General features: G+C 64.3%; 25 protein-coding genes and 1 tRNA gene. 12 read left to right on the top strand and 14 right to left on the bottom strand.

All coding sequences use genetic code 11. From position 1 onward, the window contains the following. The first annotated feature begins 44 nt into the window (after positions 1-44). Positions 45-896 carry a YihY/virulence factor BrkB family protein gene (locus tag LCM4576_RS18230; RefSeq protein WP_071033581.1) on the top strand — a complete coding sequence of 284 codons (852 nt, stop codon included), beginning with the start codon at positions 45-47 and terminating at the stop codon, positions 894-896. 156 nt (positions 897-1,052) lie between these two features. On the opposite strand, the gene LCM4576_RS18225 is transcribed toward LCM4576_RS18230, so the two are convergent. Then, positions 1,053-1,934, bottom strand: a complete 882-nt coding sequence (locus LCM4576_RS18225; RefSeq protein ID WP_071033579.1) for a DMT family transporter — start codon at positions 1,932-1,934, stop codon at positions 1,053-1,055. Between the two features lie 155 nt (positions 1,935-2,089). Here LCM4576_RS18225 and LCM4576_RS18220 point away from each other — a divergent pair, with 155 nt between their 5' ends. Further along, positions 2,090-2,377, top strand: a complete 288-nt coding sequence (locus LCM4576_RS18220; protein ID WP_041011325.1) for a hypothetical protein — start codon at positions 2,090-2,092, stop codon at positions 2,375-2,377. A 15-nt stretch (positions 2,378-2,392) separates the two neighbouring features. Here the strand turns inward: LCM4576_RS18220 and gluQRS are convergent, their stop codons facing one another. Further along, positions 2,393-3,262 carry a tRNA glutamyl-Q(34) synthetase GluQRS gene (gene gluQRS, locus LCM4576_RS18215; protein ID WP_071033577.1) on the bottom strand — a complete coding sequence of 290 codons (870 nt, stop codon included), beginning with the start codon at positions 3,260-3,262 and terminating at the stop codon, positions 2,393-2,395. Between the two features lie 81 nt (positions 3,263-3,343). On the opposite strand from gluQRS, the gene LCM4576_RS18210 reads away from it, so the two are divergent. Further along, on the top strand, positions 3,344-4,003 hold the full coding sequence (locus tag LCM4576_RS18210; protein WP_071033575.1) for a DNA-3-methyladenine glycosylase: 660 nt from the start codon (positions 3,344-3,346) through the stop codon (positions 4,001-4,003). Between the two features lie 110 nt (positions 4,004-4,113). Then, positions 4,114-4,671: an HNH endonuclease gene (locus tag LCM4576_RS18205; protein ID WP_027167440.1), complete on the top strand. Its 558-nt coding sequence runs from the start codon at positions 4,114-4,116 to the stop codon at positions 4,669-4,671. A 166-nt stretch (positions 4,672-4,837) separates the two neighbouring features. Here LCM4576_RS18205 and LCM4576_RS18200 read toward each other — a convergent pair whose 3' ends face one another. Both LCM4576_RS18200 and LCM4576_RS18195 read right to left on the bottom strand, forming a co-directional pair. Then, complete coding sequence (locus LCM4576_RS18200) at positions 4,838-5,356, bottom strand: disulfide bond formation protein B (protein WP_071033573.1); 519 nt, start codon at positions 5,354-5,356, stop codon at positions 4,838-4,840. 23 nt (positions 5,357-5,379) lie between these two features. Beyond that, complete coding sequence (locus tag LCM4576_RS18195; RefSeq protein ID WP_071033571.1) at positions 5,380-5,967, bottom strand: YqaA family protein; 588 nt, start codon at positions 5,965-5,967, stop codon at positions 5,380-5,382. Between the two features lie 336 nt (positions 5,968-6,303). Between LCM4576_RS18195 and LCM4576_RS18190 the strand changes: the two genes are divergently transcribed. Further along, positions 6,304-6,388 (top strand) — tRNA-Leu (locus LCM4576_RS18190). Between the two features lie 577 nt (positions 6,389-6,965). Here the strand turns inward: LCM4576_RS18190 and LCM4576_RS18185 are convergent. The 7 genes from LCM4576_RS18185 to LCM4576_RS18160 form a co-directional block, all read right to left on the bottom strand. Beyond that, positions 6,966-7,295 carry a hypothetical protein gene (locus LCM4576_RS18185; RefSeq protein WP_083361422.1) on the bottom strand — a complete coding sequence of 110 codons (330 nt, stop codon included), beginning with the start codon at positions 7,293-7,295 and terminating at the stop codon, positions 6,966-6,968. A gap of 583 nt (positions 7,296-7,878) precedes the next feature. Beyond that, on the bottom strand, positions 7,879-9,039 hold the full coding sequence (locus LCM4576_RS18180; protein ID WP_071033727.1) for a YncE family protein: 1,161 nt from the start codon (positions 9,037-9,039) through the stop codon (positions 7,879-7,881). 72 nt (positions 9,040-9,111) lie between these two features. Further along, a complete protein-coding gene (locus LCM4576_RS18175; RefSeq protein WP_071033569.1) occupies positions 9,112-10,392 on the bottom strand; it encodes a GNAT family N-acetyltransferase in 1,281 nt (426 codons plus the stop codon). Beyond that, positions 10,392-11,795 carry a lipopolysaccharide biosynthesis protein gene (locus LCM4576_RS18170; RefSeq protein ID WP_071033567.1) on the bottom strand — a complete coding sequence of 468 codons (1,404 nt, stop codon included), beginning with the start codon at positions 11,793-11,795 and terminating at the stop codon, positions 10,392-10,394. The genes LCM4576_RS18175 and LCM4576_RS18170 overlap by 1 nt, the downstream gene beginning before the upstream one ends. Positions 11,796-12,116: 321 nt before the next feature. Then, positions 12,117-12,569, bottom strand: coding sequence for a hypothetical protein (locus LCM4576_RS18165; protein ID WP_052468089.1), 453 nt, complete (start codon positions 12,567-12,569; stop codon positions 12,117-12,119). Between the two features lie 162 nt (positions 12,570-12,731). After that, entirely contained in the window at positions 12,732-12,881 is a 150-nt protein-coding gene (locus LCM4576_RS36535) for a hypothetical protein (RefSeq protein WP_157900451.1), read from the bottom strand. 112 nt (positions 12,882-12,993) lie between these two features. After that, the gene (locus LCM4576_RS18160; RefSeq protein WP_040989229.1) at positions 12,994-13,266 is read right to left on the bottom strand and encodes a DUF4242 domain-containing protein; all 273 of its coding nucleotides are present in this window, start codon (positions 13,264-13,266) and stop codon (positions 12,994-12,996) included. Positions 13,267-13,582: 316 nt separating this feature from the next. On the opposite strand from LCM4576_RS18160, the gene LCM4576_RS18155 reads away from it, so the two are divergent. After that, positions 13,583-16,171, top strand: coding sequence for a LuxR family transcriptional regulator (locus tag LCM4576_RS18155; RefSeq protein WP_244510834.1), 2,589 nt, complete (start codon positions 13,583-13,585; stop codon positions 16,169-16,171). Positions 16,172-16,297: 126 nt separating this feature from the next. On the opposite strand, the gene secA is transcribed toward LCM4576_RS18155, so the two are convergent. Continuing rightward, positions 16,298-19,030: a preprotein translocase subunit SecA gene (secA, locus tag LCM4576_RS18150; RefSeq protein WP_071033564.1), complete on the bottom strand. Its 2,733-nt coding sequence runs from the start codon at positions 19,028-19,030 to the stop codon at positions 16,298-16,300. A gap of 264 nt (positions 19,031-19,294) precedes the next feature. On the opposite strand from secA, the gene LCM4576_RS18145 reads away from it, so the two are divergent. After that, positions 19,295-20,215, top strand: a complete 921-nt coding sequence (locus LCM4576_RS18145; protein WP_071033562.1) for a peptidylprolyl isomerase — start codon at positions 19,295-19,297, stop codon at positions 20,213-20,215. A gap of 50 nt (positions 20,216-20,265) precedes the next feature. Here LCM4576_RS18145 and LCM4576_RS18140 read toward each other — a convergent pair whose 3' ends face one another. Next, positions 20,266-20,862: a TetR/AcrR family transcriptional regulator gene (locus LCM4576_RS18140; RefSeq protein WP_041011335.1), complete on the bottom strand. Its 597-nt coding sequence runs from the start codon at positions 20,860-20,862 to the stop codon at positions 20,266-20,268. Positions 20,863-21,050: 188 nt separating this feature from the next. Here LCM4576_RS18140 and argJ point away from each other — a divergent pair, with 188 nt between their 5' ends. The 5 genes from argJ (at position 21,051) to LCM4576_RS18115 (ending at position 24,268) form a co-directional block, all read left to right on the top strand. Then, on the top strand, positions 21,051-22,292 hold the full coding sequence (argJ, locus tag LCM4576_RS18135; protein WP_071033560.1) for a bifunctional glutamate N-acetyltransferase/amino-acid acetyltransferase ArgJ: 1,242 nt from the start codon (positions 21,051-21,053) through the stop codon (positions 22,290-22,292). Beyond that, the gene (locus tag LCM4576_RS18130; RefSeq protein WP_198540265.1) at positions 22,292-23,071 is read left to right on the top strand and encodes an N-acetyltransferase; all 780 of its coding nucleotides are present in this window, start codon (positions 22,292-22,294) and stop codon (positions 23,069-23,071) included. Before argJ ends, LCM4576_RS18130 begins: the two co-directional genes overlap by 1 nt. After that, the gene (locus tag LCM4576_RS18125; protein ID WP_041011337.1) at positions 23,068-23,490 is read left to right on the top strand and encodes a (deoxy)nucleoside triphosphate pyrophosphohydrolase; all 423 of its coding nucleotides are present in this window, start codon (positions 23,068-23,070) and stop codon (positions 23,488-23,490) included. Before LCM4576_RS18130 ends, LCM4576_RS18125 begins: the two co-directional genes overlap by 4 nt. Before the next feature lie 167 nt (positions 23,491-23,657). Next, positions 23,658-23,978 (top strand): hypothetical protein, encoded by a 321-nt coding sequence (locus tag LCM4576_RS18120; protein WP_071033558.1) that lies wholly within the window; start codon positions 23,658-23,660, stop codon positions 23,976-23,978. Between the two features lie 104 nt (positions 23,979-24,082). After that, on the top strand, positions 24,083-24,268 hold the full coding sequence (locus LCM4576_RS18115; protein WP_082047341.1) for a Flp family type IVb pilin: 186 nt from the start codon (positions 24,083-24,085) through the stop codon (positions 24,266-24,268). A gap of 32 nt (positions 24,269-24,300) precedes the next feature. Here the strand turns inward: LCM4576_RS18115 and LCM4576_RS18110 are convergent, their stop codons facing one another. Continuing rightward, positions 24,301-25,173, bottom strand: coding sequence for a methyltransferase domain-containing protein (locus tag LCM4576_RS18110; RefSeq protein ID WP_071033556.1), 873 nt, complete (start codon positions 25,171-25,173; stop codon positions 24,301-24,303). Positions 25,174-25,223: the final 50 nt, after the last annotated feature.

Raw genomic sequence — 25,223 nt, 5'->3', positions numbered from 1 at the left:
TCCCATATTCGCGGCGTTGACACAATCGAGCGGAGCGCGGGCCCTTGCTGCGGAATATCGTCGCCGTCAAGCGCGTGCTCTACGATGCGATCGGCCATTTCAACACCGATGACGGCTGGGCGATGGCCAGCCATCTGGCGATCACCTCGCTGATGGCGCTGTTTCCGTTCCTGATCTTCGCCACCACGCTTRCCAGCTTCCTCGGGGCGCGCGCCTTCGCCGACACGGYCGTGCACCTGGTCTTCGACACATGGCCGGAGCAGATCGCCAAGCCGATCGCCCACGAGGTGCAGAACGTGCTCACCGTGCGGCGCACCGACCTTCTGACCTATGGCGTGCTGCTCGCGGCCTATTTCGCGTCCAACGGCATCGAGGCGCTGCGCACCTCRCTCAACCGCGCCTACCGGGTCACCGAGACGCGCGGCATCATCCACCGCAGGGTGCAGAGCATCATCTTCGTGCTGATCGCCACTGCCTGCTTTCTCGCCATCAGCGTGCTTCTGGTGTTCGCGCCGCTGCTCGCGCGGCTGGCGGAAGCGCATCTGGAGTGGATCAAGCCCTATATGGGCACGATCACCATCTGGCGTTACGTGATCGCCTCGACGGTGATCGTCATCGGGCTGTTCTCGGTGCATATCTGGCTGCCGGCCGGCAAGCGCCGCTTCGTCTCGATCATACCCGGCATCGTCTTCACGCTCATCGCCTGGCTGGTCGGATCGACGATCTTCGCCACCTATCTCGACCATTTCTCGTCCTATGTGACGACCTATGCCGGACTCGCCTCGATCATGATCGCGGTCGTCTTCCTCTACATCATCTCGGCGATCTTCATCCTGGGCGGTGAGCTCAACGCCTCGATCAGTCGGTATCTTGAGGCGCGGGCGCGCGTTGGCTGAGTTGGGCGGAAAGAGGAATTGAAGAACTGAAGAATTGATGAATTGAAGAAATCAAGAAGGAAAATCAGCACCAGTTATTGTCACCTCAGTTCCTCAGTTCCTCAGTTCCTCAGTTCCTCAGTTCTCAGTTCTTCAATTCTTCAATTCTTCAATTCTTCAATTCCTCTTCCTGTCCTGCCCCGCCGTCGCCAGGGCGACGCCAAGCGTGGCGATCGCCATGCCGGYGATCTGCAGCAGGTTGAGCTGCTCGTCGAAAAGCATCCAGGCGATGACCGCGGTCACGGCCGGCACGAGGTAGAACAGCGAGGCGACCTTCGACATCTCGCCGTCCCTGATCATCACCATCAACAGGAATATGGCGCCGACCGACAGCACCAGCACCAGCCAGGCCATGGCGAAGATCAGCTCGCCATTGACGGTGACGGCGCGCGTCTCGAGGAAGAGCGAGCCCAGGATCATCACGGCGGAGCCGCCGACATATTGCCACATCGTGGCCGACACCAGATCGCCGCCGGAGGCATAGCGCTTCTGCCAGATCGTGCCGGCGCTCATGCCGAGCACCGAGACGAGTGAGGCGGTCAGCGTCGCCGGCGTGACGCCGCCGCCCAGCATGCCGAGCTTCGGCCAGAGCACGATGACGACGCCGAGCAGGCCGACGGCAAGGCCGGCCCAATGGCGCGGCAGGATCGCTTCGCCCAGGAACTTTCCGGCGAGCACGGCGGTGATCAGCGGCTGCAGGCCGACGATCAGCGCCGAAAGTCCGGCCGGCATGCCCCTGTGGATCGCCCAGAAGACGGCGCCCAGATAGATGCCGTGCATGAGGACGCCGGCCACCGTCGCGTGCAGCGCCTCTTCGCGCGTCGCCTTGCGCGAGCCGATGAGAACGGTGAGGCCGGCAAACAGGATCGCCGCGATCACGAAGCGGATGGCAAGGAAGGTGAAGGGTTCCGCCCAGGGCATGGCGTAGCGCGCGCCGATGAAGCCGGTCGCCCACAGGACGACGAAGGAGGCGGGAATGAACCGCTTGATGCTCTGCATTGGGGGAAAGCTGCCGGGGTGAACGGTTGATGACGGCAATTGCTCTAATGCCGATCAATCCCGCAAGCAAAACGAAACGGTTGATCCATAAGCTAAGTTGAATTCAACAAACCGTGCCAACAGGGGCATGGCGCATCGCCGCGCCATGGTGAGGCATGTTTTTGCATCTGGACACAACCTGGCTTCTGTTCGCCTTCGCGATCATTGCCGCCTTCGGTTTCTTCTTCGGCACTTTGCTCGACGCGATCATGAAAGAGGGCGCCTTCGGTCCGACCGGCAACACGCTGCTGTTCATCTTCGGCTTTTTTGCCGCGGTGGTGATCGCCAACAAGCATGGCATCAGCCTGAGYGATCTCAAGCTGGCGGTTGCCTGGGGGCTGGGCGGCGCCTTTTCCTTCATCAGCGTGCTGGCGCTGATCAAGGCCGGGATGGCGCGCTTGTAATCGGCRCTTTCGCAATCAAAGCCCAAGCAGCCGCTTGACGTCCTGCGGCGACACGCCTGCCTCGCGAAGCGCGGCTAGGCCGGTATCCTTGAAGCTCTTGGAGAGCTTCCGGCCATCCGGGCCAAGAATCAGGCGGTGGTGGAAATAGCGCGGCGGCGAGAGGCCGAGCAATTCCTGCAGCAGGCGCTGCACCCCGGTCGCCGAATAGAGATCCTGGCCGCGCACGACATGGCTGACGCCTTGCAGCGCATCGTCGAGGACGACGGCGAGATGGTAGCTGGTCGGGATGTCGCGGCGGGCGACGATGACGTCGCCCCAGGCCTGCGGTTGCGCTTCGATCGCTCGCGTCGCGGACATCGTCTCGTCGGTGAACTCTGTCCATGACAGGCCGGCCGCGAGGCGCGCCGTCGCCGCCTCGACATCGAGCCGCCAGGCAAAGGGCATGTTCTCGGCAAGCCGCCGCTTGCGCTCCCTGGCCGGCAAGGCCTTGTCGAGCGGCGGGTAGAGCGGCACGCCGTCCGGATCGCGCGGCCAGTCGCGGCCGCCTGTCTCGGCGATGAAGGCGCGGATCTCGCCGCGGCTCATGAAAGCCGGATAGACGAGCTCCTCGGCGATCAGCCGGTCCAGCACCGCCCGGTATTCGGCAAAATGTTCTGACTGGCGGCGCACCGGTGCTTCCCAGCGCAACCCCAGCCATTCGAGGTCACGGAAAATGCCGGTTTCGAATTGCGGCGTGCAGCGGGTGATGTCGATATCCTCGATGCGCAGCAGCAGGCGTCCGCCCGCTTGCGCCGCCATCTTCTGGTTGAGCAGGGCCGAATAGGCGTGGCCGAGATGCAGTTCGCCATTGGGGCTCGGCGCGAAGCGGAATGTCAGGAGCGTCATCTTTCAGGCGGCATTCAGGTTGTGAGGTGCTTCCGCCGGTTGATAGTTAGCCATCATTTGTCGCCCTGGGAACAAGCAAACGTGCAACGCATCGCCTCGCTCGACGACATTGCGGCAGGGCTCGACGCGCTCTGCCGGATCGATCCGCGGCTGGAGACGGTGCGCGGCAAAGCGGGCGAGGTGCCGCTGCGGCTGTCGGAGCCGGGCTTTCAAAGCCTCGCCTCGATCATCGTTTCGCAGCAGGTGTCCCGCGCGAGCGCCGATGCCATTTTCGGCCGGCTGGTCAGGCTGGTCGACCCGTTGACGCCGCAGGCAATCCTCGCCGCGGGCGAAGACGTATTTCGCGAGGCCGGGCTGTCGCGGCCGAAGCAGCGCGGGCTGCTCGCCGTGGCCGAAGCGGTGGCCGGCGGGCTCGATCTCGATCACCTCTGCACCCTGGAAGCCGGCGAGGCGATCGCGGCGATGACGGCCGTGCCGGGCATCGGCCCGTGGACGGCCGAGTGCTACCTGCTGTTCGCCGCCGGCCACCCGGATGTGTTCCCCGCGCGCGACGTCGCGCTCCAGACGGCGGTCGGCCATGCGCTCGGCATCGACCCGCGTCCGCCGGAGAAAATGCTTATCCGGCTGGCCGAATCATGGAGCCCCTGGCGGGGTGTCGCGTCGCGGCTTTTTTGGGCCTATTACCGCGAACTGAAGGGCAGAGACGCGGCGCCTCCCGTCGAAATGACCAAAAAAGCATGAAAATCATGCGTTTTTGAGGGTTTCGGCGAGAGACAATCCGCTTCACATCCCTGTCATGTCGGGCTTACAGTATCCGCGCCGTTCGGTTTAGAACGAAGGAGGCGAAGGACGTGACGGTTGCCGTATCTCCGGATGGGCTTCCCGCGCTGGTGCTGAATGCGGACTACCGTCCGCTCAGCTATTACCCCCTGTCGCTCTGGTCGTGGCAGGACGCCATCAAGGCTGTCTTCCTCGACCGGGTCAACATCGTCGCCGAATACGAGCACGCCGTTTCCTCGCCGACCTTCTCGATGAAGCTGCCGAGCGTGGTCAGCCTGAAAGCCTATGTGAAGCCGTCGCGGCATCCCGCCTTCACCCGCTTCAACGTGTTCCTGCGCGACCGCTTCCAATGCCAGTATTGCGGCACGCCGGAGGATCTGACGTTCGACCACGTCATCCCGCGCCATCGCGGCGGGGCGACGACCTGGGAGAATGTCGTCGCCGCCTGCTCGCCCTGCAATCTTCGCAAGGGCGGCATGATGCCGGCCCAAGCCAAGATGTGGCCGCTGCAGAAACCCTATCAGCCGACGGTGCACGACCTGCACAACAACGGCCGCCTGTTCCCGCCCAACCATCTGCATGAAAGCTGGATGGATTATCTGTACTGGGATGTCGAGTTGGAGCCGTAGAGTTCGGCACAAATCCGTCATGCCGGCCGACTGCCGCGGTTTTCTGCGCTTCCGGTGCTCACGTACTTAAGTACGCTCCGCTCCGGTTCTCGAAAACCGCACCATTCGACTCAGCCTGCCGAATTTTTGTCCGAACTCTGCGTCGCGCCGCTCAATCGAATTTGGCTCAGTCGCGCGCGAGCGCGCTGCGGAAGGCGACTGCGGCGAGGATGAGGCTGGYGATGGCGTTCCAGCCGGCGAGTGACAGACCCAGGATGCGAAGCGCCGCCTTGTCGCAGGAGGGCGGCACGAATTTGTCGAGCGCGTCGAGCACGCCCTTGCCGCCGGTGTCGACCGGGCCGGCGCCGGCGGTGCAGTCGGCAGGGCCCGGCCACCACGCCCATTCGACGCCGGAGTGGTAGACGCCGAGATAGAGGCCGTAGAGCATCAACAGGCCGCCGATCGCCAGCAGGCCTCGCGTCACCCAAGCCGGCGCTCGCAGCATCGAGGTGATCGCCGCCAGTACCATCAGCGGCGCACCGATATAGTAGGGCGTGCGCTGCTCGAGGCAGAGATGGCAGGGGATGTAGCCGCCGATATATTGGAAGGCGAGCGCCGAGCCGACGGTCGCGGCCATGGCGACGGCGAGAAACAGCGCCGCGCGCGTGCGCTGGCGTCCGGTGTCGGCATTCATCGTCGCGGTCATCTATCGGGTCCGTTGTTGCGTCGCTATCCGTGGGCGTATCTGACGAGGATATAGAGCAAAATCAGGGCAGCGGCGCCCGCGCCGACAATCAATCCCAAGCGCTTTTCGATGAACTCCCTGATCGACTCGCCATAGCGACGCAGCAGCCAGGCAAGAAGCAGGAAACGCGCGCCGCGCGCCACGATGGCCGAGACGATGAAGACGGCGAGATTGACGTGAAGCGCGCCGGCCAGGATGGTGACGACTTTGATCGGCGGCAGATGCGCGGCGCCGGATGTTACGAGCAGAACCAGCATCAGCCCGGCGCCGGACGACTGCCACCTCTCGAATGTGGCAAGGCCGCCGAAATGCTCCAGGATCGGGCGCGCTATCGTGTCGTAGGCATAGTAGCCGATCAGCCAGCCGGCAATGCCGCCCAGCACGGACGCAACCGTGGCGGTCAGCGCGTAGCGATAGGCGCGTTCGGGCCGCGCCAACGCCATGGGCAGGAACAGCACGTCGGCCGGGATGAAGAACACCGAGCTTTCGACGAAGGCGATGAAGGCCAGCCACCATTCGGCGGACTTGCRCGCCGCCAGCGACAGGGTCCAGTCGTATAGTCCGCGAAGCATCGGCTCTCCTAATGCGGTCGACATAATTCCGGACGGAAAACCGCAGCGCGCTTTTCCGGGAATTGCTCTGATCAATGTCACCCGAGACGCTTGGCGGTTTTGGGCAACGGCAGGCAGGAAGACAAGGACCCAAAGCGCCRCATCCAGCTTTCGGATGCCAGGCGCTCAACGCTTCGTCTGTCTAGAAAGATTTTCCGCGCCGCACAATGTCCCGCGTGGCCACGATGGCCGAGAGGTGGGCAATGCCGCCGTTTGCGCGGGCAAATCCGCAACAGGCCAGTTGACGAACACCCATCCGCCCGTATAGTCCGCGCCCATCCAGGCCGCCCGGCCTGAGCCCCTATGGCGGAATTGGTAGACGCGCTCGACTCAAAATCGAGTTCCGCAAGGAGTGCTGGTTCGATCCCGGCTAGGGGCACCAAATTTTCAGTTGAGGGCTCCCAGTTTGTGGGCTTTCGCTCTTCTGCGCACCGCTGCCTCAGACTGGGTGACCGGCGAGGGGCTGGAAATTTCAGGCTTCGGGCGAAAGGTCCCAATTCAATTCCGCAGCAGGTGAAGTTTTGCCCTCAGCGTGGCGAGTATCTACCTGGTATCGGCATCTGGTAGAGAAACAGGATATCTTTTGCGAAGCCTTTATCGTCTGCCAGCGGTACGGCAGTCACCTTTTCGCTGGCAAAGGCAGCAGAGTAAATTTGTTCCTCCGTCATCGCTAGGTTGGACATAAGATGTAGGACGCTCCGCATCCCAGCGTCCCCAGAATTTTCCCGCTGATGTCTGAGATAGCTTTCTAGTCTCCACCGCCTGYGCTTTGCGTGCCAAAGAAATCTCGCCCAGGCCCAAATCGCAACAATTGCCGTAACTATGGCCGCCAAATTCGCGAGAAATGACGCCACATCCTTTGTGGTGTCCCACATCGATCTTGCCCCTTTTGCATTTGAACGGCTATCCGGTCTAACTTTTAGCTGCTCAGTTCAGTCCTGCGTCTTTCGCTTCCCGATCTATGGAAGAGCAACGACCGCCGCCCATGCCTGAATGACAGTGGCGGCAACGCCAACGCCGGCGATCACTAGGCCGATTACAGCTAGTCGCCGCTCATAGTCAGCAAAGCGCTTCTCGGTTATGAGCCGCTTGCCGTCCCAGAACAGCTCGTTCGTCGTCTCGTCGATTCCGATAAGCCCAAGCCCGGCAATACTCACCGACGTAACATTGCCTGGCCAGTCTGACGGCCGCGGCGGCACAACATTCTGTGCGAAGCGCTTTTTGCGGACAATATCCCAGTCGATGTAGGTAACGCCGTCCTTGAACGTGCTGGTTTGCTCAGACTCCATCTGGCAGCCTCCTCCTGAAATGGTCAAAATTGTAGAGCGGCCGGAGGGTGAAGCAGCCGACATCGATTGATGGTCAGCGCCCTAGGCGTCGGACTTCATCCGCTAGGCGCTTCAGTTTTCTCATGGCGTCGTCGACCTCGCTAAGAGCGCGCGTTTTATTGTCGCTTTTGATTGCGCGCTCGCAGTCGTCAAGTTCGTTGCGAACCACACGTTCGATCTCAGATGCGATGCTTGATGCGCTCGACATGTGCCAACCCCTGCTTCGAAAAAAATCAGACGTAATCAAACATTGCTCATTGTGACAAGAGCGAGCATCCATTCGTTGGAGAGCTGACGGCTCGCAAATCTTCTGAAGTAATAGGGGTCTCACATGACTCCCTATTCGACCATGATGGCTAGTAACGAAGACAACGAGGTRGTGAGCAACATCACTTCGGTTGCGAGCGTTGTCCCCAAAGACTGTCCCGGCGCTGGCGGGCAAGTAGCTGACGCTGGCCGACATAATCCGCGGCGGCAATCGGTCCGCCCTTATGCACCCTTATGGATCGGAATGCGCCAGTAAAAGCATGTTGTTTTTGGCTCGCTACCGCATATTCCCCGTATGCCCTTGCGAATACCTTCCGGGCTGTGGCCACACCGTCAGCCCATGCGGCTCGACGCCGACGCGGATTTTCGTCACGGCGCCGCTCGTCGTGTCGATCATGTAGACGTCGCTGTCGAAGCGGCCGGAGAGCCAGAGCTGCCTGCCGTCGGCGCTGACATTGCCCATGTCGGGGCTGCCGCCGCCGGGGATCGGCCATTGGGCGACCACGGCGCGGGTGGCGAAGTCGATCACCGTCACGCTGCCCGGGCCCTTGGCCTTGCCCTGCTCCATCTTGTGCGAGCCGCGGTTCGAGACATAGAGGCGCTTGCCGTCGCGGCTGACGACGAAGCCATGCGCGCCGATGCCGGTCGGGATGAAGCCGATTTCCTTGAAACTGTCGCCGTCGATCAGGAAGACGCCRTCATTCATCATGTCGGCGACGTAGAAGACCTTGCCATCGGGBGAGAGGCGGATGTCCTGCGGCATGCCCATCTTCGACAGGTCGAGATGACCGAGCACCTTCTGGTTCTTCAGGTCGATCTTGGCCAGGCCGCCATCGCCATATTCGCAGGTGAAGATCGCGTAAGCGCCGTCAACCGAAAAATCGGCATGGTTGATGCCGGGGCAGGTCGGCGTCGGCAGGCTCGATTTCAATGCCATGGTGTGCGGGTCGCGGAAATCGAGCTGCTTCATCGCCTCGTCGACGACAATTGCCGCGCTGCCGTCCGGCATGAAATAGAGATTATAGGGGTCGTCGACAGGAATCTGCTGGCCGGGCTTGGCCGTCATCGGGTCGATCGGCGTCAGGCTGCCGTTCCTGCCGGTGCCATTGTTGGCGACCCACAGCGTCTTCAAATCCCAAGACGGCACGACATGCTGCGGCTTGCTGCCGACATTGAAGCGGTCGATCTCTTTCAGCGTTACGGTGTCGATCACAGAGACGGAGTTGGAGGAGCGGTTCGGCACATAGACGCGCGGCAGCGCGCCGGCCGTGGCAGGGCTCAGATGGCCGGAAGTGGTCTGGCTGTAGATGTTGACCGGGGTCGGCGGCGGATCGGTGCAATCCTCCGGGCAGGTATCGGCGACGGCTCGAGCCGGAAACAGGGCGAGCAGGACAAGCGGCGCACAAAGGCGGGCGAAGCGCAGGACGGTATCGATCATTTGGAATGTTTCGTGGTGAAGGCCGGCCCTGAATTCGCCGCCCGGACCCATAGCTTGTGCCCCGCCGTTGATCTAGCGCCTTTTCAAGAGGCTCCGCATGCGGTTGCRCAGGATGCGCGCCATGTTGCGGGTCTCGCGGTAGAGGTGCAGTTGCKAGGCCGCCTGCCGGGCCAGCCGGTCGGCGTCCGGCGTCAGCCCGACCACCAGCGTGCCCATCGGCTTGCGCTCCGCCCACAGCCGGCTCATCACCGGATGGTCCGGAACCGCGCAGGAATCGGTCATGACGATGTTGGGATCGTCGAGATGCTGCGTGGTCACCTCGATCATCAAAAGCGTGCCCGGCGAATAGGCGGAAAGCGCCTCGTCATAGGCCGTCTTCCATGTGTAGGCGACGCCGGCCTCGACGAAGACGATCAGGCAGGCGATGGTGCGGCCGTCGAGCGTCAGGAGGTGGATGCGGCACATGTCCTGCTCGGCCAGCCGGTGAACAGCCTCGCGGGCGAAGGCGGCGCGGTAGCGGTCGATCGCCATCGCGGTGCGCTCRCGGCCTTTCCAGCCGGCCGCTTCCAGCGTCAGGAAGCTTTCGATGGCGTGGCGGATCTCGTCCGGTCCGCGCGCCACGACGTGCTCGAGCTTGCCCTGATCGGCAAGGCGCCGTTTCAGGCGGCGGAATTCGCGGTAGTGATGCGCGCGCAGCGACGCCTTGAGGTATTCCTCGCCATCGGCGCTGCTTTCCAGCACGGGGCGCTCGACCTTGCCGGTGGTCACCATGGTCAAGCCACGGCTGTCGGCAAAGGAGGTGAGCAGGCTCGCCACCGGACCGTCGAGGCGCATATCGGGCAGCACGAAGACTTTTGGCAGCTTGAGATGCGGCCTCGACAGCATCGAGAAGAAATCCTCGATGACGCCGATGGGATCGTCGCGGTCGACCAGGGGCGTGCCGAGCGGGCCGAACGGGCTCGACCATGTGCGCATCACCGGAACGCCGAGCGGGATCGCCGGCCGCTCGACCGAGAACGGCACCAGAAGCCGCAGCCGGTTGCGGTACTCGTCGCCGTCGCGGATGACGGCCAGCCGCACCTCGCGGTCTTCCAGCCTGGGCATCGCCGGCGCCAGGAAGCGCGGGTTGAAGAAGACGTTGGGCTCGATCGCGCGGGCGCTGAGATAGTCGAGCTCCTCGACGAGGTCGAAGCCGGCCGAGGCCGGATAAATGGCGAGCTTGCGTTCCGGCCGGTTGCTGGCGAAGAGCTCGATATGGGCCGGGTCGGCCTCGCGCGCGAGGCCGGCAAGGTTGGAGACCATGGCGCCGGCGGGGCCGCCGCTGGTCTCTTCGAGCAACGGGACGGCGGCCATTAGGCAATTTCCTTCTTTGCAGGCACGAAGATCGCCATCACGATGCCGAGCTTGCGCCAGACGGTGAAGGAGAGCGCGCTGGCCTCGAAGACCATGGCGAGGCTGGTGGCGATCGCCGCGCCCCAGAGGCCGAAGAGCGGGATCAGGATCACGTTGAGGCCGATGTTGAGCGCAAGCGTCATGGCATAGACGGCGGCGCAGATGTTCTGGTTGCCGCTCATGGTGAGCAGGCTCTCGCAGGGGCCGACAGCAGCGCGCGCGACGACGCCCAGCACAAGCAGGAAGAGCAGCGGATAGCCGGCGGTGAATTCGGGACCGAACAGCACCAGCATCGGCTCRCCCAACGCCAGCACCAGCAGCGCCATCAGCAGCGAGGGCCAGAAGGTCCAGGAGACGGTCTCGCGGGCGAAGGCGGCAAGCCGATGCGGTTCGCCATGGGTGAACTGGGCGTAGCGCTGGGCGACGCCGGCCTTGACCGCGAAATAGACGAAATGCACCAGCGCCAGCGTCTTCACCGTGGCGAAGTAGACGGCGACGTCATTGGGATCGAGATAGGCGCCCACCATCAGCACGTCGGCGTTGGTGAGCAGGAAGAAGAAGCCCTCGACCAGGAAGATCGGCAGCGAGACGAKGATCCACTGGCCGAAATGCACCCTCATCGGTCCGGGCGGAATTTTCTTTTCCATGCGCGAGGTGACGGCCATCAGCTGGCCGAGCGTGGTGACGTAGGTGGCGGCGATCGAGGCGAAGATCGCGGTCCTGGCGTCGGGCAAGTAGTGCAGGCCAAGCATCAGGGCCATGAACGCCAGGATCAGCACCGGCCGCACCAGATAGGTGGGCGACAACGCCAGCAGCGCCCAGGAATTGGCGCGCGCCAGCCCTTGCAGGAGATCGCCGAGCGCGATCATCGGCAGGCAGATGACGCCGAGGATGAAGGGGATGACGTAGTAGTTCTCGATCCAGTCGGAGGCGAGCCAGACGCCAAGCGCGCCCAGCCCCGCGACCAGCGTCGAGGCGACGAGCACGAAGAGGCGGCTCGCCTGCGCGATGCCGCGCAGCTCGGCCAGCATGCCGCGCTCGCGATATTCGGGGATGAAGCGGATGACCGAGGTGTGGAAGCCGAGGCAGGCGAGGTTGCCGACGATGACCATCGTCACCCAGACCAGCACCGAGATGCCGTATTCGAACGATCCCATCCAGCGCGCCATCAGCACCTGGCTGACAAAGGCGATCAAGGCGCTGACGATGCGGATGAAAAAGGCGATCAGCGACATGCGCCCGGCTTCKCCGCGCTCGTCGGCGGTGAACAGCGCGGCATCGATGCGGCCAAGCAGCGGCCGCATGCGCAGCGCCCAGCGCTGCGGCAGGAACCGCCCGGCAGTCGTCGCCGCGGAAAAGCGCACCCCGAATACTCTCCGTTTTCCGCCTCTTTCCAAGGTTTTGGTCTACCCGAAACACCTTAAGAAACGGTTGGGTGGGGTGCTTCCTTCTCCCCGTCATATACGGGGAGAAGGTGCCGGCAGGCGGATGAGGGGCGGAGCCGGCCTTGGAAATTTGGGATGAACCGCGTGTCGAAGAGGTTCTTTGCGGGAGGGTTCCCAAACAGAGTGATCATCCTCTGTCAGACTACGAGCGGCGGCCAATCGCAATTGCCGGCGCCGCCCCTCATCCGACCCTTCGGGCCACCTTCTCCCCGTGAAACGGGGAGAAGGAAGAGGCGCCTCTCACATCCCCTTCATCGCGTCGCAGGACACATTCGGGTTCATGTCGGCGAAGGCGCCGGTCGGGTTCTGCTTCCAGGCCCAGACATGCAATTCGTAGAACGGGCCGAGGCCGTAGCGGTTGGGGGCCGTGTTGAAGTTGAACAGATGGCCTTCGAGCGAGGCTGGACCTTTCGCGGTGATGTATTCGACCGCGATCAGCTTCAGCGTGCCGTCGGCCATCGGTTCGTACATCACCGCTTCCGGCTTGGCGACGTCGACGGCGTCGTCCTTCAGATAGGCGGCGTTGACGTAATGGATGCCCATRGCGCCGCCGGTGAGGCCGCTAGCGCAAGGGATCGGCGCGTAGCCTTCGGCCTTCGCCACCGCGACGTCCTCGAAGCGGCTGTCCAGCGCCCGCACCTTTTCGGCGAGCGGATTGACGGCTTCCGCCGTGGCAGCGCCCGCCATCATCATGATGATCGCGGCAGTGGCGCCGACAAGGCATCCGGTCAAATTGTGATTGGTCATTTCATGTCTCCCAATGCGGTTGAGGCGCGCAAACGGGGACCGCGAAGGCCGGACGTCAGCTGCGCCTGTCGATGAAAAGGAATGGATGCTGATCCCGACGAAGCGGGATCAGCGGTGATGCCACCAGTATTCCCAGTATTCACGCGGCATCTCGCGCTCTTCGAGGCCGATGTCGCGTTTCAAATAGTCGTCCTGAGGCGGCAGAAGGCGGCGCCGGTTCCACAAGGGCGAAAGCAGCGCCGACAGGGCCCGTCGCATGTAGCCACGCCGGGGCGAGGCCGCGTACGCCGCGGCGGATGTACCCTCGCTATCCGGCACGGCGTCAGGTCCGCCGGCGACGGGACCGATCTGCCCGACACGGTCCGCCCGGTCAGCGATAAAAGTAGGGGTCGAGAACCCGCACCTCCGTGATCTTGTCGACGGGAAGCGAATTCTTCTGCGCGGTGCTGCGGATCGCCTCTGGCGAGGGCGCGTCATAGATGCAAAAACTCTTCGACTTGTCGGGCGAGACGAAGGATTGCACCCAGGTCACGCCTTTCTCGGCATTGCGGGCGATGACGCCGCCCATCGCGGTGGCGCCGGCATCGTTCATCGGTACGTTCAGGCCTTCCGGGAAGGTGCGTTCAACGAGATAACGTGGCACGATCGTCGTTCCTTTCAGTGATCGGATTGCAAATCTCCACGCAATTCCAGACGGAAGGCCATGGCGAAGTCGCCGAGCTCAACCGCTACGCGGTTTTCCTTGGAATTGCCTGCGCTCGTTTCGAGCGAGGCGGATATCACCATTTCGGGCAAGGCCGCGCATCGGAGCCATTCCCCATATTGGCCGGGACGATTCCCTATCTTTGGGACGTTTTATGTGGAAGATGGCACCTTAATGTGTGGAATGTCACATTTTAGGGCTGTCTCCCACGCTATCGCGGCGGCGACCCGCCACGATGGAATTCCGCGAGAGAGCGATGATGCTTCTGGAACGGCAGCCGCAGCTGCAGCAGATGGGTGCCTTGTTGGCGGAGGCAATAGCGGGCCGCGGCCGCGTCGTGGTCGTCTCGGGCGAGGCCGGCGCCGGCAAGACGGCGTTGGTCGAGGCCTTCGCGAGCCGGCTGGACGACGGCCTGAGCGTGCTTCGCAGCGCCTGCGAGGACCTGTCCATTCCGGATCCGCTGGGGCCGCTTTACGATCTGGCGCGCAAYGGGCAGTGGGAGCTGCCGCGGGCGATCGACGACCGCCAGGTGCAACGGCTGCCCCTGTTTTCCGAGGCGCTCGACGTCTTCGAGGCGAAAGGCCCATGCCTGCTCGTCATCGAGGATCTGCACTGGGCGGATGACGCGACGCTCGATTTCGTGCGCTTCCTCGGCCGGCGTATCGCGAACACCCACATCCTGCTTCTGATCACGGCCCRCACCGACCGCAGCGAGGGGCAGATGCGGGTGCGCCGGGCGCTCGGCGAGATCCCGGCCGGCAATGTCGTACGCATCGACGTGCCGCTGYTTAGCGAAAGCGCGGTGCTGTCGCTGGCCGAAGCCGCCGAGCGCGATGGCGGCGCGATCTACCGGGCGAGCGCCGGCAACGCCTTCTTCGTCACCGAGCTGCTTGCCTCCGAGGGAAGCGGCGCCTTGCCGGCAAGCGTGCGGGACGCCGTGCTGGCGCGCGCCGAAAAATTGTCGCCGGGCGCCCGCTCGATGCTCGACGCGGTCTCTGTGTTCCCGCGCCGCGCCGATGCCTGGGCGCTCAGCGGCCTTTGCGGTATCGCCGCCGCCGGCCAGCTTGCCGAGTGCGTCGCCCACGGCCTGCTCGAGGATTTCGGCGACGGCTATGCCTTCCGGCACGAGATCGCCCGCACGGCCATAGAGATGGCGCTGACGCCCAGCAAACGGCGCGAGTACAATGAGCGTGCCCTGGCAGCCTTGCGTGACAATCCGGACGTCGCCACCGCAAGGCTGGTGCATCATGCCGTGGAAGCGCAAAACCTGGACGTGGTGCGCGAGCTCGCGCCGGTCGCCGCGCGTGAGGCTTCCCGCGTCGGCGCGCATCGCGATGCGGCGGGCTATTACGAGGTCGCCCTGCGCTACGCGGATATCCTGCCGATGGAGAAGCGGGCGGAGCTTTACGAAGGCCATGCCTTCGAGTGCCACCTGATCGGCCGCGTCGACGCGGCGATGGAAGCGCAGGGCCGGGCGCGCCTGCTGCGCCAGGCGCTGGGCGACCGGCTCAAGGAAGGCGACAGCCTCAGGTGCCTGTCGCGCTTCGCCTATCTGCTCGGCGATCGCGAGTCGGCGGACCGTTTCGGCGAGCAGGCGGTCGAGCTCCTGGAGACCGCCCCCGACAGCGCCGAGCTGGCGATGGCCTATTCGAACTTCTCGCAACTGGCGATGCTCGCCGAGCGGCTCGAGGACACGCTTTTGCTTGGCGGCAAGGCAGTCGAGCTGGCGGAGCGGCTCAACCGCCCGGACATCCTTTGCCACGCCCTCAACAATGTCGGCGCCGCCGGACAATGGCTGGACTTTGCCAAGGGCCGGCGCGATCTCGCCCGCAGCCTTGGGATTGCGCTGTCGGGCAACTTCCAGGAGCACGCGGCGCGCGCCTTCACGAACTGCGCCTGCGTCGAGATGAACAGGCTCAACTTCAAGGAGGCGGCGGCGTTCCTGGAGCGCGGCATCGGCTATTGCGTCGAGAACGATCTCGCGACATGGCGCGATTACATGCGCGGCGTGCAGGCGCAGCTTCTGCTTCGCCGCGGGTTTTGGAACGATGCCGCGGCAATGGCGCACGAGGTGGTCGACGACGACGCAACGACGCCGCTTGTGCGCTATCCGTCGCTGGTGGCGCTGGCAAGGTTGCGCATCCGACGCGGCGACCCATCGGCCGAGCCGATCGTCGAAGAGATGCGGCGGTTCCTGGACAAGGGCATGGAGCTGCAGCGCCTCGTGGCCTTTGCCGGGGTGCTGGCCGAACTGGCGTGGCTCGGGCAAGCCGACAGGCAGGAAGCCTTGCGCCTGATCGCGGTGGCGGAAAGCCTCGCGCCGACGCCGGCCGTGTTCGGCGAGCTTGCTGTCTGGCGGGAGCTGTTGTCGCCTGGATTCGAATCCGGCGACATGGATCGCATGGCGGAGCCGCACCGCCTGCAACTGAGCGGCGACTGGCGCGCCGCCGCCGCGCTATGGGCCGAAATGGGCGCGCCTTTCGAACAGGCCATGGCCCTGTTGCTCGGCGACGAAGCGGCGCAGCGCGAGGCACTCGCCATTTTCGAGGAGCTCGGCGCGAGAGCGATCGCGCAGCACGCCCGCGGCCTCATGCGCGAAAGCGGCGTCAGCCACATCGCAAGAGGACCCCGACAGGCGACGCGCGCCAACCAAGCCGGCCTTACGCAGCGCCAGATGGAAGTGCTGGAACTTCTAGAGCGGGGCTTTTCCAACAAGAAGATCGCCGCGCATCTGACGATTTCGCCCAAGACGGTCGATCACCACGTCTCGGCGGTGCTGGAGAAGCTGGAAGTCATCTCGCGCGGCGAGGCGGCAGCCGCGGCGCGCGCGTCGGGGCTGGTGTAAAGGCCAGTTGTCTGGAAAGCCTGAAATAAGTCCGGCGTTCTGCGAGAACTATCAGCGTCGGCGCTGCCCCTCATCCGGCCCTACGGGGCCACCTTCTCCCCGCAAGCGAGGAGAAGGAAATAGGCGTCAGGCGAAGGCGCCGTGGCAGTGCTTGTATTTCTTGCCGGAGCCGCAGGGGCAAAGTTCGTTGCGGCCGACCTTGCCCCAGGTCGAAGGGTTCTTCGGATCGCGGTTTTCCGGCGCGACGACGGCGTTGGTGTCCTGACGCATCAGAAGCGCGGTCTCGCCACCCTGGAAATCGTCCTCGCCGGTGGAACCGTCGATATGGCTGCCGAACATCTCCGGCGTTTCGGGCGGCGGCGCGTCGGCCGCCTGGCGCACCAGCTCGACGCGCATCAGCTGCGCGGTGACGGCCTGGCGCAGATTGCCGAGCATGCCCTGGAACAGTTCGAAGGCTTCGCCCTTATATTCCTGCAGCGGGTCGCGCTGGGCGTAGCCGCGGAAGCCRACAACCGAGCGCAGGTGGTCGAGATTGACAATGTGCTCGCGCCACAGATGGTCGAGCGTCTGCAGCACCACCGAACGTTCGACATAGTTCATCACGTCGGGACCGAAGCGGTCGGCGCGCTCCTTGGCGGCGGCGTCGGCCGCGGCCGTGATGCGCTCGCGGATATCGTCCTCGGCGATGCCCTCTTCCTTGACCCATTCCTCGATCGGCAGGTCGAGGTTGAGGTATTGCCCCACCTCTTCCTTGAGGCCGGCGACGTTCCACTGCTCGGCATAGGCGTTCTCGGGAATGTTCTTGGCGACGATCTCCTCGATCACGCCCTCGCGCATCTCGGCGATCGTCTCCGACAGGCCTTCGCCGTCCATCAGCTCGATGCGCTGCTCGAACACCACTTTGCGCTGGTCGTTCGAGACGTCGTCATATTTCAGGAGGTTCTTGCGGATGTCGAAGTTGCGCGCCTCGACCTTCTTCTGCGCCTTCTCCAGCGCCTTGTTGATCCAGGGGTGGATGATCGCCTCGTCTTCCTTGAGGCCGAGCTTCTGCAGCATGCCGTCCATGCGCTCGGAGCCGAAGATGCGCATCAAATCGTCCTGCAGCGACAGGAAGAATTTCGAGCGGCCCGGATCGCCCTGACGGCCGGAGCGGCCACGCAACTGGTTGTCGATGCGGCGCGATTCGTGGCGTTCCGTGGMCAGAACGTAGAGGCCRCCGGCGGCCAGCGCCTTTTCCTTCAGGCGCTCGACGTCGTCGATGATGGCCTTTTCCCGCGCCTCGCGCTCGGGTCCGGGCGGCATGTCGCCAAGCTCCTCGGCGATCCGCATCTCGGCGTTGCCGCCGAGCTTGATGTCGGTGCCGCGGCCGGCCATGTTGGTGGCGATGGTGATGGCGCCGGGCTTGCCGGCCTGGGCGACGATGGACGCTTCCCGTTCATGGTGACGGGCGTTCAGCACCTCGAAGTCCTTGATGCCCTCCTTGCGCAAGCGCTCGGCCAGCAGCTCGGATTTCTCGATCGAGGTGGTGYCGACCAGGATCGGCTGGCCACGATCGCGGGCGTCTTTGATTTCCTTGACGATAGCCTTGTATTTCTCGTCGACCGTCCGGTAGACCTCGTCGTCCTCGTCCTTGCGGGCGACCGGCAGGTTGGTCGGGATCTCGGTGACTTCGAGATYGTAGATGTTGGCGAATTCCTCGGCCTCGGTCAGTGCCGTGCCGGTCAWGCCGGCGAGCTTCTTGTAGAGACGGAAATAGTTCTGGAAGGTGACGGAGGYCAGCGTCTGGTTCTCCGGCTGGATCTGCACATGCTCCTTGGCCTCGAGCGCCTGGTGCAGGCCTTCCGAATAGCGGCGTCCGGGCATCATGCGGCCAGTGAACTCGTCGATGATGACGATCTCGCCGTTGCGCACGATGTAGTCCCGGTCCTTCTGGAACAGCAGATGCGCCTTCAGCGCGTTGTTGACGTGATGGACGATAGCGACGTTCTCGACGTCGTAGAGCGACTCGCCCTTCAACAGGCCGGCGTCGCGCAGCATGTTTTCCAGCTTCTCGGTGCCGTCCTCGGTAAAGATCGTGGTTTTCTGCTTCTCGTCGACCTCGTAGTCGGCCGGGCCGAGCTTCAGCATGAAGGTGTCGATGGTGTTGTACATCTCCGAGCGGTCCTCGAGGGGGCCGGAAATGATCAGCGGCGTGCGCGCTTCGTCGACAAGGATGGAGTCGACCTCGTCGACGATGGCGTAGGAGTGTCCGCGCTGCACCATCTGCGAGCGCTCATACTTCATGTTGTCGCGCAGATAGTCGAAGCCGAGCTCGTTGTTGGTGGCATAGGTGACGTCGCAGGCGTAGGCCTCGCGACGCTCGTCGTCGGAAAGGCCGTGGACGATGATGCCGACGGTCAGGCCGAGGAATTTGTAGACGCGGCCCATCCATTCGGCGTCGCGCTTGGCGAGGTAGTCGTTGACGGTGACGACATGCACGCCCTTGCCGGCGAGCGCGTTGAGATAGACCGGCAAGGTGGCGACCAGCGTCTTGCCTTCGCCGGTGCGCATCTCGGCGATGCCGCCATTGTGCAGCACCATGCCGCCGATCAACTGGACGTCGAAAGGCCGCATGCCGAGCACGCGGCGGGCCGCCTCGCGCACCGTGGCGAAGGCCGGGACCAAGAGATCGTCGAGCGAAGCGCCGTTGGCGAGATCCTGGCGGAACTTTTGCGTGCGCCCCGCAAGCTCGGCGTCGGAAAGCGCCCGCATCTCGTTTTCCATGGCGTTGATGGCTTCGACCCTGGGCCGGGTCGACTTGACGCGGCGGTCGTTGGAAGAACCGAAAACCTTACGGGCGAGACCGCCGAGACTGACCATCCAATGGTCCTTTCGATAGCAATTTTAGCCGTTTGCGACAGGCGCCGGGCGGGCCCATCAAATCCGCGTGAATGCGGACAAACGCAAAAAGCGCCCGGAAAACGGTTCTGGACGCCAAGTCGATGGACAGATAAGAGGGGGCTCAATCGATGTCAACGCCGCGTTAGCCCCATGGGCAGCGCCAAATTCCGCCACAATCCGACTGATCTGGAACCCTTTCGCTCCCGCGATCCTTACTGGCAATCCCCATTGGAGTTTATCTCGATGTCCCTGTCGTTCCGCCGCGCCTCGCTCGCCAGCCTCGGTCTGGCCTTCGGGCTCTCGGCTCTTTGCCTGTCGCCGCTGATGGCGCAGGAGACCAAGCCCGCGGACGCTGCCGCGCCTGCCGCCGCTCCCGCGAAGCCGGTCGACCCCAATGCGGTGGTAGCAACCATCAATGGCGAGAAGCTGACCGAGGCCGATCTGCAGCTCGCCGAAGGCGAACTGTCGCAGCAGTTCGCCCAACTGCCGCCCGATCAGCGCCGCGCGGCTGCCCTTTCGGCGGCGATCGAGATCCGCGTCATGGCCAAGAAGGCGGTCGATGCGGGCCTCGACAAGGACGCCGACTTCCAGCGCCGCATGGCTTTCCTGCAGGCGCGCGCCCTGCATGGCGAGGTCGTCGAGAAGGAAGTGGTCGACAAGGTGACTGACGCCGAAGTGCGCGCCCGCTACGACCAGGAGATCGCCAACACGCCGCCGGTCAACGAAGTGCATGCGCGTCACATCCTCGTGAAGACGAAGGAAGAGGCCGAGGCGATCATCAAGCAGCTCGACGGCGGCGCCGACTTCCAGAAGCTCGCCAACGAGCACACCAATGACCCCTCGGGCAAAACCAATGGCGGCGATCTCGGCTGGTTCGGACCGGGCCAGATGGTGCCGGAATTCGACAAGGCGGCCTTCGCGCTCGATGTCGGCAAATACACCAAGGAGCCGGTGCAGACGCAGTTCGGTTGGCACGTCATTAAGCTCGAGGACAAGCGCGCCAAGCAGCCGCCGGCCTTCGACGACGTCAAGGACCAGGCCAAGCAGGCGGTGATCCGCGACAAGTATTTCGCCATGGTCAAGGAACTGCGCGCGGCAGCCAAGGTCGAGATCCCGGACGAGAAGCTCAAGAAGGACATCGACACGCTGGAAGGCGGCAAGTGACAGCCACCAGCTGACTGTTCGGCAAAGGGCGCCTTCGGGCGCCCTTTGCATTATGAGGCCTGGCCGATCCCTCGCACCAGGTAGCGCACGGCGGCGCGGATCGCCGCCGCGTCCTCGTCGAGCCGCCCGGTCAGCAGATGCCGCCAGGCGAAGGAAGCGATCAGGTCGGCGACGATCCCGGCATCGACATCGGCCGCCACCTCGCCCCGCGCCTTGGCGCGCTCGATCATCCGGCCGGTATGGCTTCGGCGTCCCTTTGAATATTCGGCAAGTGCCGCCGCGGCTGTCTCGTCCGACTGCGCCTCCGCGATCAGCGAGCGGAAGATGTTGCCCGACGGGGTGTCGCGCCAATGCGCGAACAGATTTTCGAGGAAGCCGGCCAGGTCGTCCTCGATGTTTCCGGTGTCGGGCGTCTCGACGCGCTTCTGCCGCTGGTAGATCTCGATCAGCAGCGCCGCCTTGCTYGGCCACCAGCGATAGATGGTCGGCTTTCCAGCCCGCGCCCGCCGGGCGACGGCCTCGATCGAGAAGCCGGCATAGCCCGCCTCGCGCAACACCGCTTCGGCGGCCTTGACGATGGCATCGGCGCTCTCGGGATTGCGTTTCGCGCCGATCGACTTGCGCCCGCGAGCGGCGGCTTCGCCCATCGAGGTCTTCCTTAGCCGGTGAATCTGCCGCCGATCATATTGGCTTCGGCGATGAAACGAAACGACGCGTTTCCAATCGCGAAGCCGCCGGCCAGGCCGGGAGGGCGCGGCCAGAACGCCCCTTGCGCCGGCGCGCGCTATCGGGCAAACCGGCCTTCCTTTCGTGTTCTTGYCGCTCCGGGGTCCCGATGTCCGCTACGATTTCGCCGCTCGCACCGAAGAAATATCCGAAGATGCCGGTCATCGAGGGTGTGYGCATCGCGACCGCCGAAGCCGGCATCAAATACAAGAACAGAACCGACCTGCTCGCCATGGTCTTCGATCCGGGCACGGCCGTYGCCGGCGTGTTCACCAGGTCGAAATGCCCGTCGGCGCCGGTCGACTTCTGCCGCCAGAACCTGCCTGCCGGCAAGGCGCGCGTGCTGGTGGTCAATTCCGGCAATRCCAACGCCTTCACCGGCAAGAAGGRCAAGGCTTCGACCGCGCTGACCGGCGAGGCGGCGGCCAAGGCCGCCGGCTGCTCCGAGAGCGAAGTGTTCCTGGCCTCGACCGGCGTCATCGGCGAGCCGCTCGACACCACCAAATTCAGCCACCTGCTCGCCGGCCTGGTCAAGGACGGGAAGCCGGATCTGTGGACCGAGGCGGCGAAGGCGATCATGACCACGGACACCTATCCGAAGGTGGCAACTCAGATTGTCAAGCTCGGCGACGTTGACGTGACCATCAACGGCATCGCCAAGGGCGCCGGCATGATCGCGCCCGACATGGCGACGATGCTTTCCTTCATCGCCACCGACGCACCGATCGCCGCCCCCGTGCTGCAGGACCTGGTGGCGCGCGGCACTGCCAAGACCTTCAATGCGGTGACCGTCGACAGCGATACCTCGACCAGCGACACGCTGCTCATCTTCGCGACCGGCAAGGCCGCCGCGCGCGGCGCGCCGGCGATCGCCGATCCCAAGGACGCGCGGCTCGGCGCGTTCCGCCGGGCGCTCGGCAAGGTGCTGAAGTCGCTGGCGCTGCAAGTGGTGCGCGACGGCGAGGGCGCACGCAAACAGGTCGAAGTCACCGTCACGGGCGCCAAATCGGCGCGTTCGGCCAAGCGGATCGCGCTTTCGATCGCCAATTCGCCGCTGGTCAAGACGGCGGTCGCGGGCGAGGACGCCAATTGGGGCCGCGTCGTCATGGCCGTCGGCAAGGCCGGCGAGCCGGCCGACCGCGACCGGTTGTCGATCTGGTTCGGCGACAATCGGCTCGCGCATGAGGGCGAGCGCGATCCGGGCTATTCGGAGGAAGCGACCTCGGCCTATATGAAGCGCGATGACATCCGCATCCGCGCCGATATCGGCATCGGCCGCGGCAAGGCGACGGTGTGGACCTGCGACCTCACCAAGGAATATGTCGCCATCAACGGCGATTATCGGAGCTGATGGCGCCGGTGTCCGGGCATCCGGCAAGCGTGCTGGCGGTCGTGCGCCGCTACGAGGCGGCGGGTTTTCGCGCCTGGCCGGCGGCCGCCGTCCATTATGACGGGACCTGGGTGGTGCGGCTGACCGCCGGTCTCCCCGCCAAGCGCCTGAATTCGGTCAATCCGCTCGATCCCGGCGACACGCATGCCATCGAGGAGCGCATCGGCCGCGCCGCAAGACGCTTCGATGCTTATGGCCGGCCGCTGACCTTCCGTATGTCGCCGCTGTCGGGACAGGTGCTGTCCAGGCATCTCGACAAGGGCGGCTGGAACAGGTTCGACGAATCCCTGGTCATGCGGCTGCCGCTGAAGGACCTCGAGCTTGGCGCGGCCATGGACCAGATACCRCTCAAGGACATCAGCCGCTTCATCGGCGCGTCGCTCAGGACGAGCGGCTCGGACGCCTCGCTGCGGCCCGGCCTGTCGGAGGTCATCGGCGCCATTCAGCCGGAAGCGGGGCTGTTCGCGCTCGAGGACGGCAACGAGCCGCTGGCGACGCTGATCTGCGTCCATGACGGCGATCTCGCCGGCTTGTTCGAGGTCGCCACTGAAAAGTCCGCGCGCAAACAGGGCCATGGCCGCAATCTCATCCTCTCGGCGCTGAAATGGGCGCGGTTGCGCGGCGCGCGCGAAGCCTGGCTGCAGGTCGAGGCCGGCAATCTACCGGCGCTCTCGCTCTACCGGTCGCTCGGCTTCGAGGAAGTCTATCGCTACCATTATCGACGGCCGCCGGGCGCATGAGCGAGGTCAAGACAACCGGAAAGCGCCTGCTCCTGGTCGCTGCCTGCGCGCTGGTCGACGCCGACCGGCGCGTCCTCCTGGCGCAGCGTCCCGAGGGTAAACAGCTCGCCGGGCTGTGGGAGTTTCCAGGCGGCAAGGTCGAGCCCGGCGAGACGCCKGAGGAGTGCCTGGTCCGCGAATTGCATGAGGAACTCGGCATCGAAACGGAGATTCCGTGCCTGGCGCCGCTCACCTTCGCCAGCCATTCCTATGACGATTTCCATCTGCTGATGCCGCTCTATGTCTGCCGCCGTTTCAGCGGCATCGCGCAGCCCAGGGAAGGCCAGGGGCTGAAATGGGTCCGGCCAAAACAGATGCGCGACTACCCGATGCCGCCGGCGGACGCACCGCTGATCCAGTTCCTCATCGATCTTTTGTGATTTTGCGGCCCGCCTCGGCGGCAGTCCACCGTTTCCGGAAGGCAGCGGCTGTTTCGCACTTTTCCTGGAGCTGCTTTAGCCAGCGTTAATGGAAGATTTATCTCGGCGTGAAAAATTGCCCGAGGCCGTTTCGCGCGGCGGGATCGTCGATGATTGGGAAACACGGCATGAGCCTTGAAAGAGACTGGGACTCGATCCGGCCCGACCGAGGCTTCCGCGTGGCGGACGCCGGCATGGGCATCCTGCGGATCACGCTTCTCTTCGGCTCGGCCGCCGTGGCGCTGGCGCTGATCGCGACGCCTTTCCTGGACAACCAGACCCGGCCGCAAAGCGCCCGCGACGGCTTCTCCGGCGGGCTCGACATGACAGCGACCGGATCGATCGGCCATCGCCTCAATACATATACCGTGCGCCGCAGCGTGCTGCAGCCCTTGCCCAGTTCAATCTGCGTGATCCGCAATGACGKTAGCCGCAGCGGCGAGTGCTGACGTGGTTAACATTTTGCGGCACAGCGATGTTTCACTTGCTGTTAAGCTTTTACCGTTAACCTTTCTTAACAGGTAGGACATTAGAATTTCTGCATGAGGGATCGATGGCGATGAAAAACCTGCTGCAGCAATTCATTGAAGACGAAACGGGCGCCACAGCCATCGAATATGGTCTGATCGTTACCGTGCTGTCGCTGGTGATCATCGGTGGCGTCGGCAGGGCCATGGATGCGCTACAGTGGTTGTTCAGCGATAATAACAGCAGGCTGGTCCAGGCCTTCTCCCCCTGACGAAGCCGATCAGGCCTTCGTAGGCGCAGCGGTCAACCTTTCGGCGGGTTCTCCAGGATTGTCTTCAGCGAGACCCTGGCCGATCCGGGCTTGAGCGGCTTCTGCTGCGAGGCGTCGGGCGCCCAGCCCGACATCCAGACGATCGAAAAGCTTGCTCTGATACGGCCGTCCGGATCCGAGAACCGCTCGGCATAGATTTCGGCGGCGCGAGCAAACAGGCGTCTGCCGGCCGRCCGGCGGCTGCGATCGAAAAGAGGGCTGGTTTCGCCCATGGCGCGCAGATCGCTAGCCAGATCGAACAGCGTATCGTAGCGCACCGCGACCGTTTCGACATCGGCGACCGGCAATGCCAGGCCGGCGCGCTGCAACAGCGCGCCCGCGTCGCGCACGTCGGTGAAGGGAAGGATGCGCGGGCTGGCGCCGCCGTATAGCTCCGTCTCGGCCGCAAGCATGCTCTCGCGCAATTCCGCCAATGTGCCCGCGCCGGCGAGAGCGCCGAGGAACAGCCCGTCCGGTCGCAGCGCCCGGCGGATTTGCGCGAGCACGCCGGGAATGTCGTTCATCGCATGCAACGAGAGCAGGGAGACGACGAGATCGAGGCTGCCCTCTTCGAACGGCACGGTCTCCGGCGGCGCTACCAGGCCGGGATTGCCGGCCAGAAACGCTTCGTCCATCTCCACGCGCAGGATTTCGCCGGCCTTGCCGCTGTCGGCAAGCACCTGTGCCGCCGCCGATGTCTGACAGAACATGGCCGCTGCCTTGCCGAAACGGCGTTCGACGGCACCCAGCCGATCGGCAAGGTCCTCCGCGGCGCGCCGCATCAGGAAATCGGCGCCTTCGACGGGGCGGGCAAGAGCCCTGCGCTTGCGCGCGAGCCAGAGCTCGGTGTCGATCAAGGGCTGCAATGAAAAGCTTCCTGTTGTCCGCGCATGCCGGAGTGGTGTTAAGGTGGCGC

Origin of the sequence: Mesorhizobium sp. LCM 4576, assembly GCF_001854815.1 — a bacterium.
GTDB classification, from domain to species: Bacteria; Pseudomonadota; Alphaproteobacteria; order Rhizobiales; family Rhizobiaceae; genus Mesorhizobium; species Mesorhizobium plurifarium.
The sequence above is the reverse complement of the archived record's forward strand: the minus strand, read 5'-3'. Positions and strand labels throughout refer to the sequence as shown.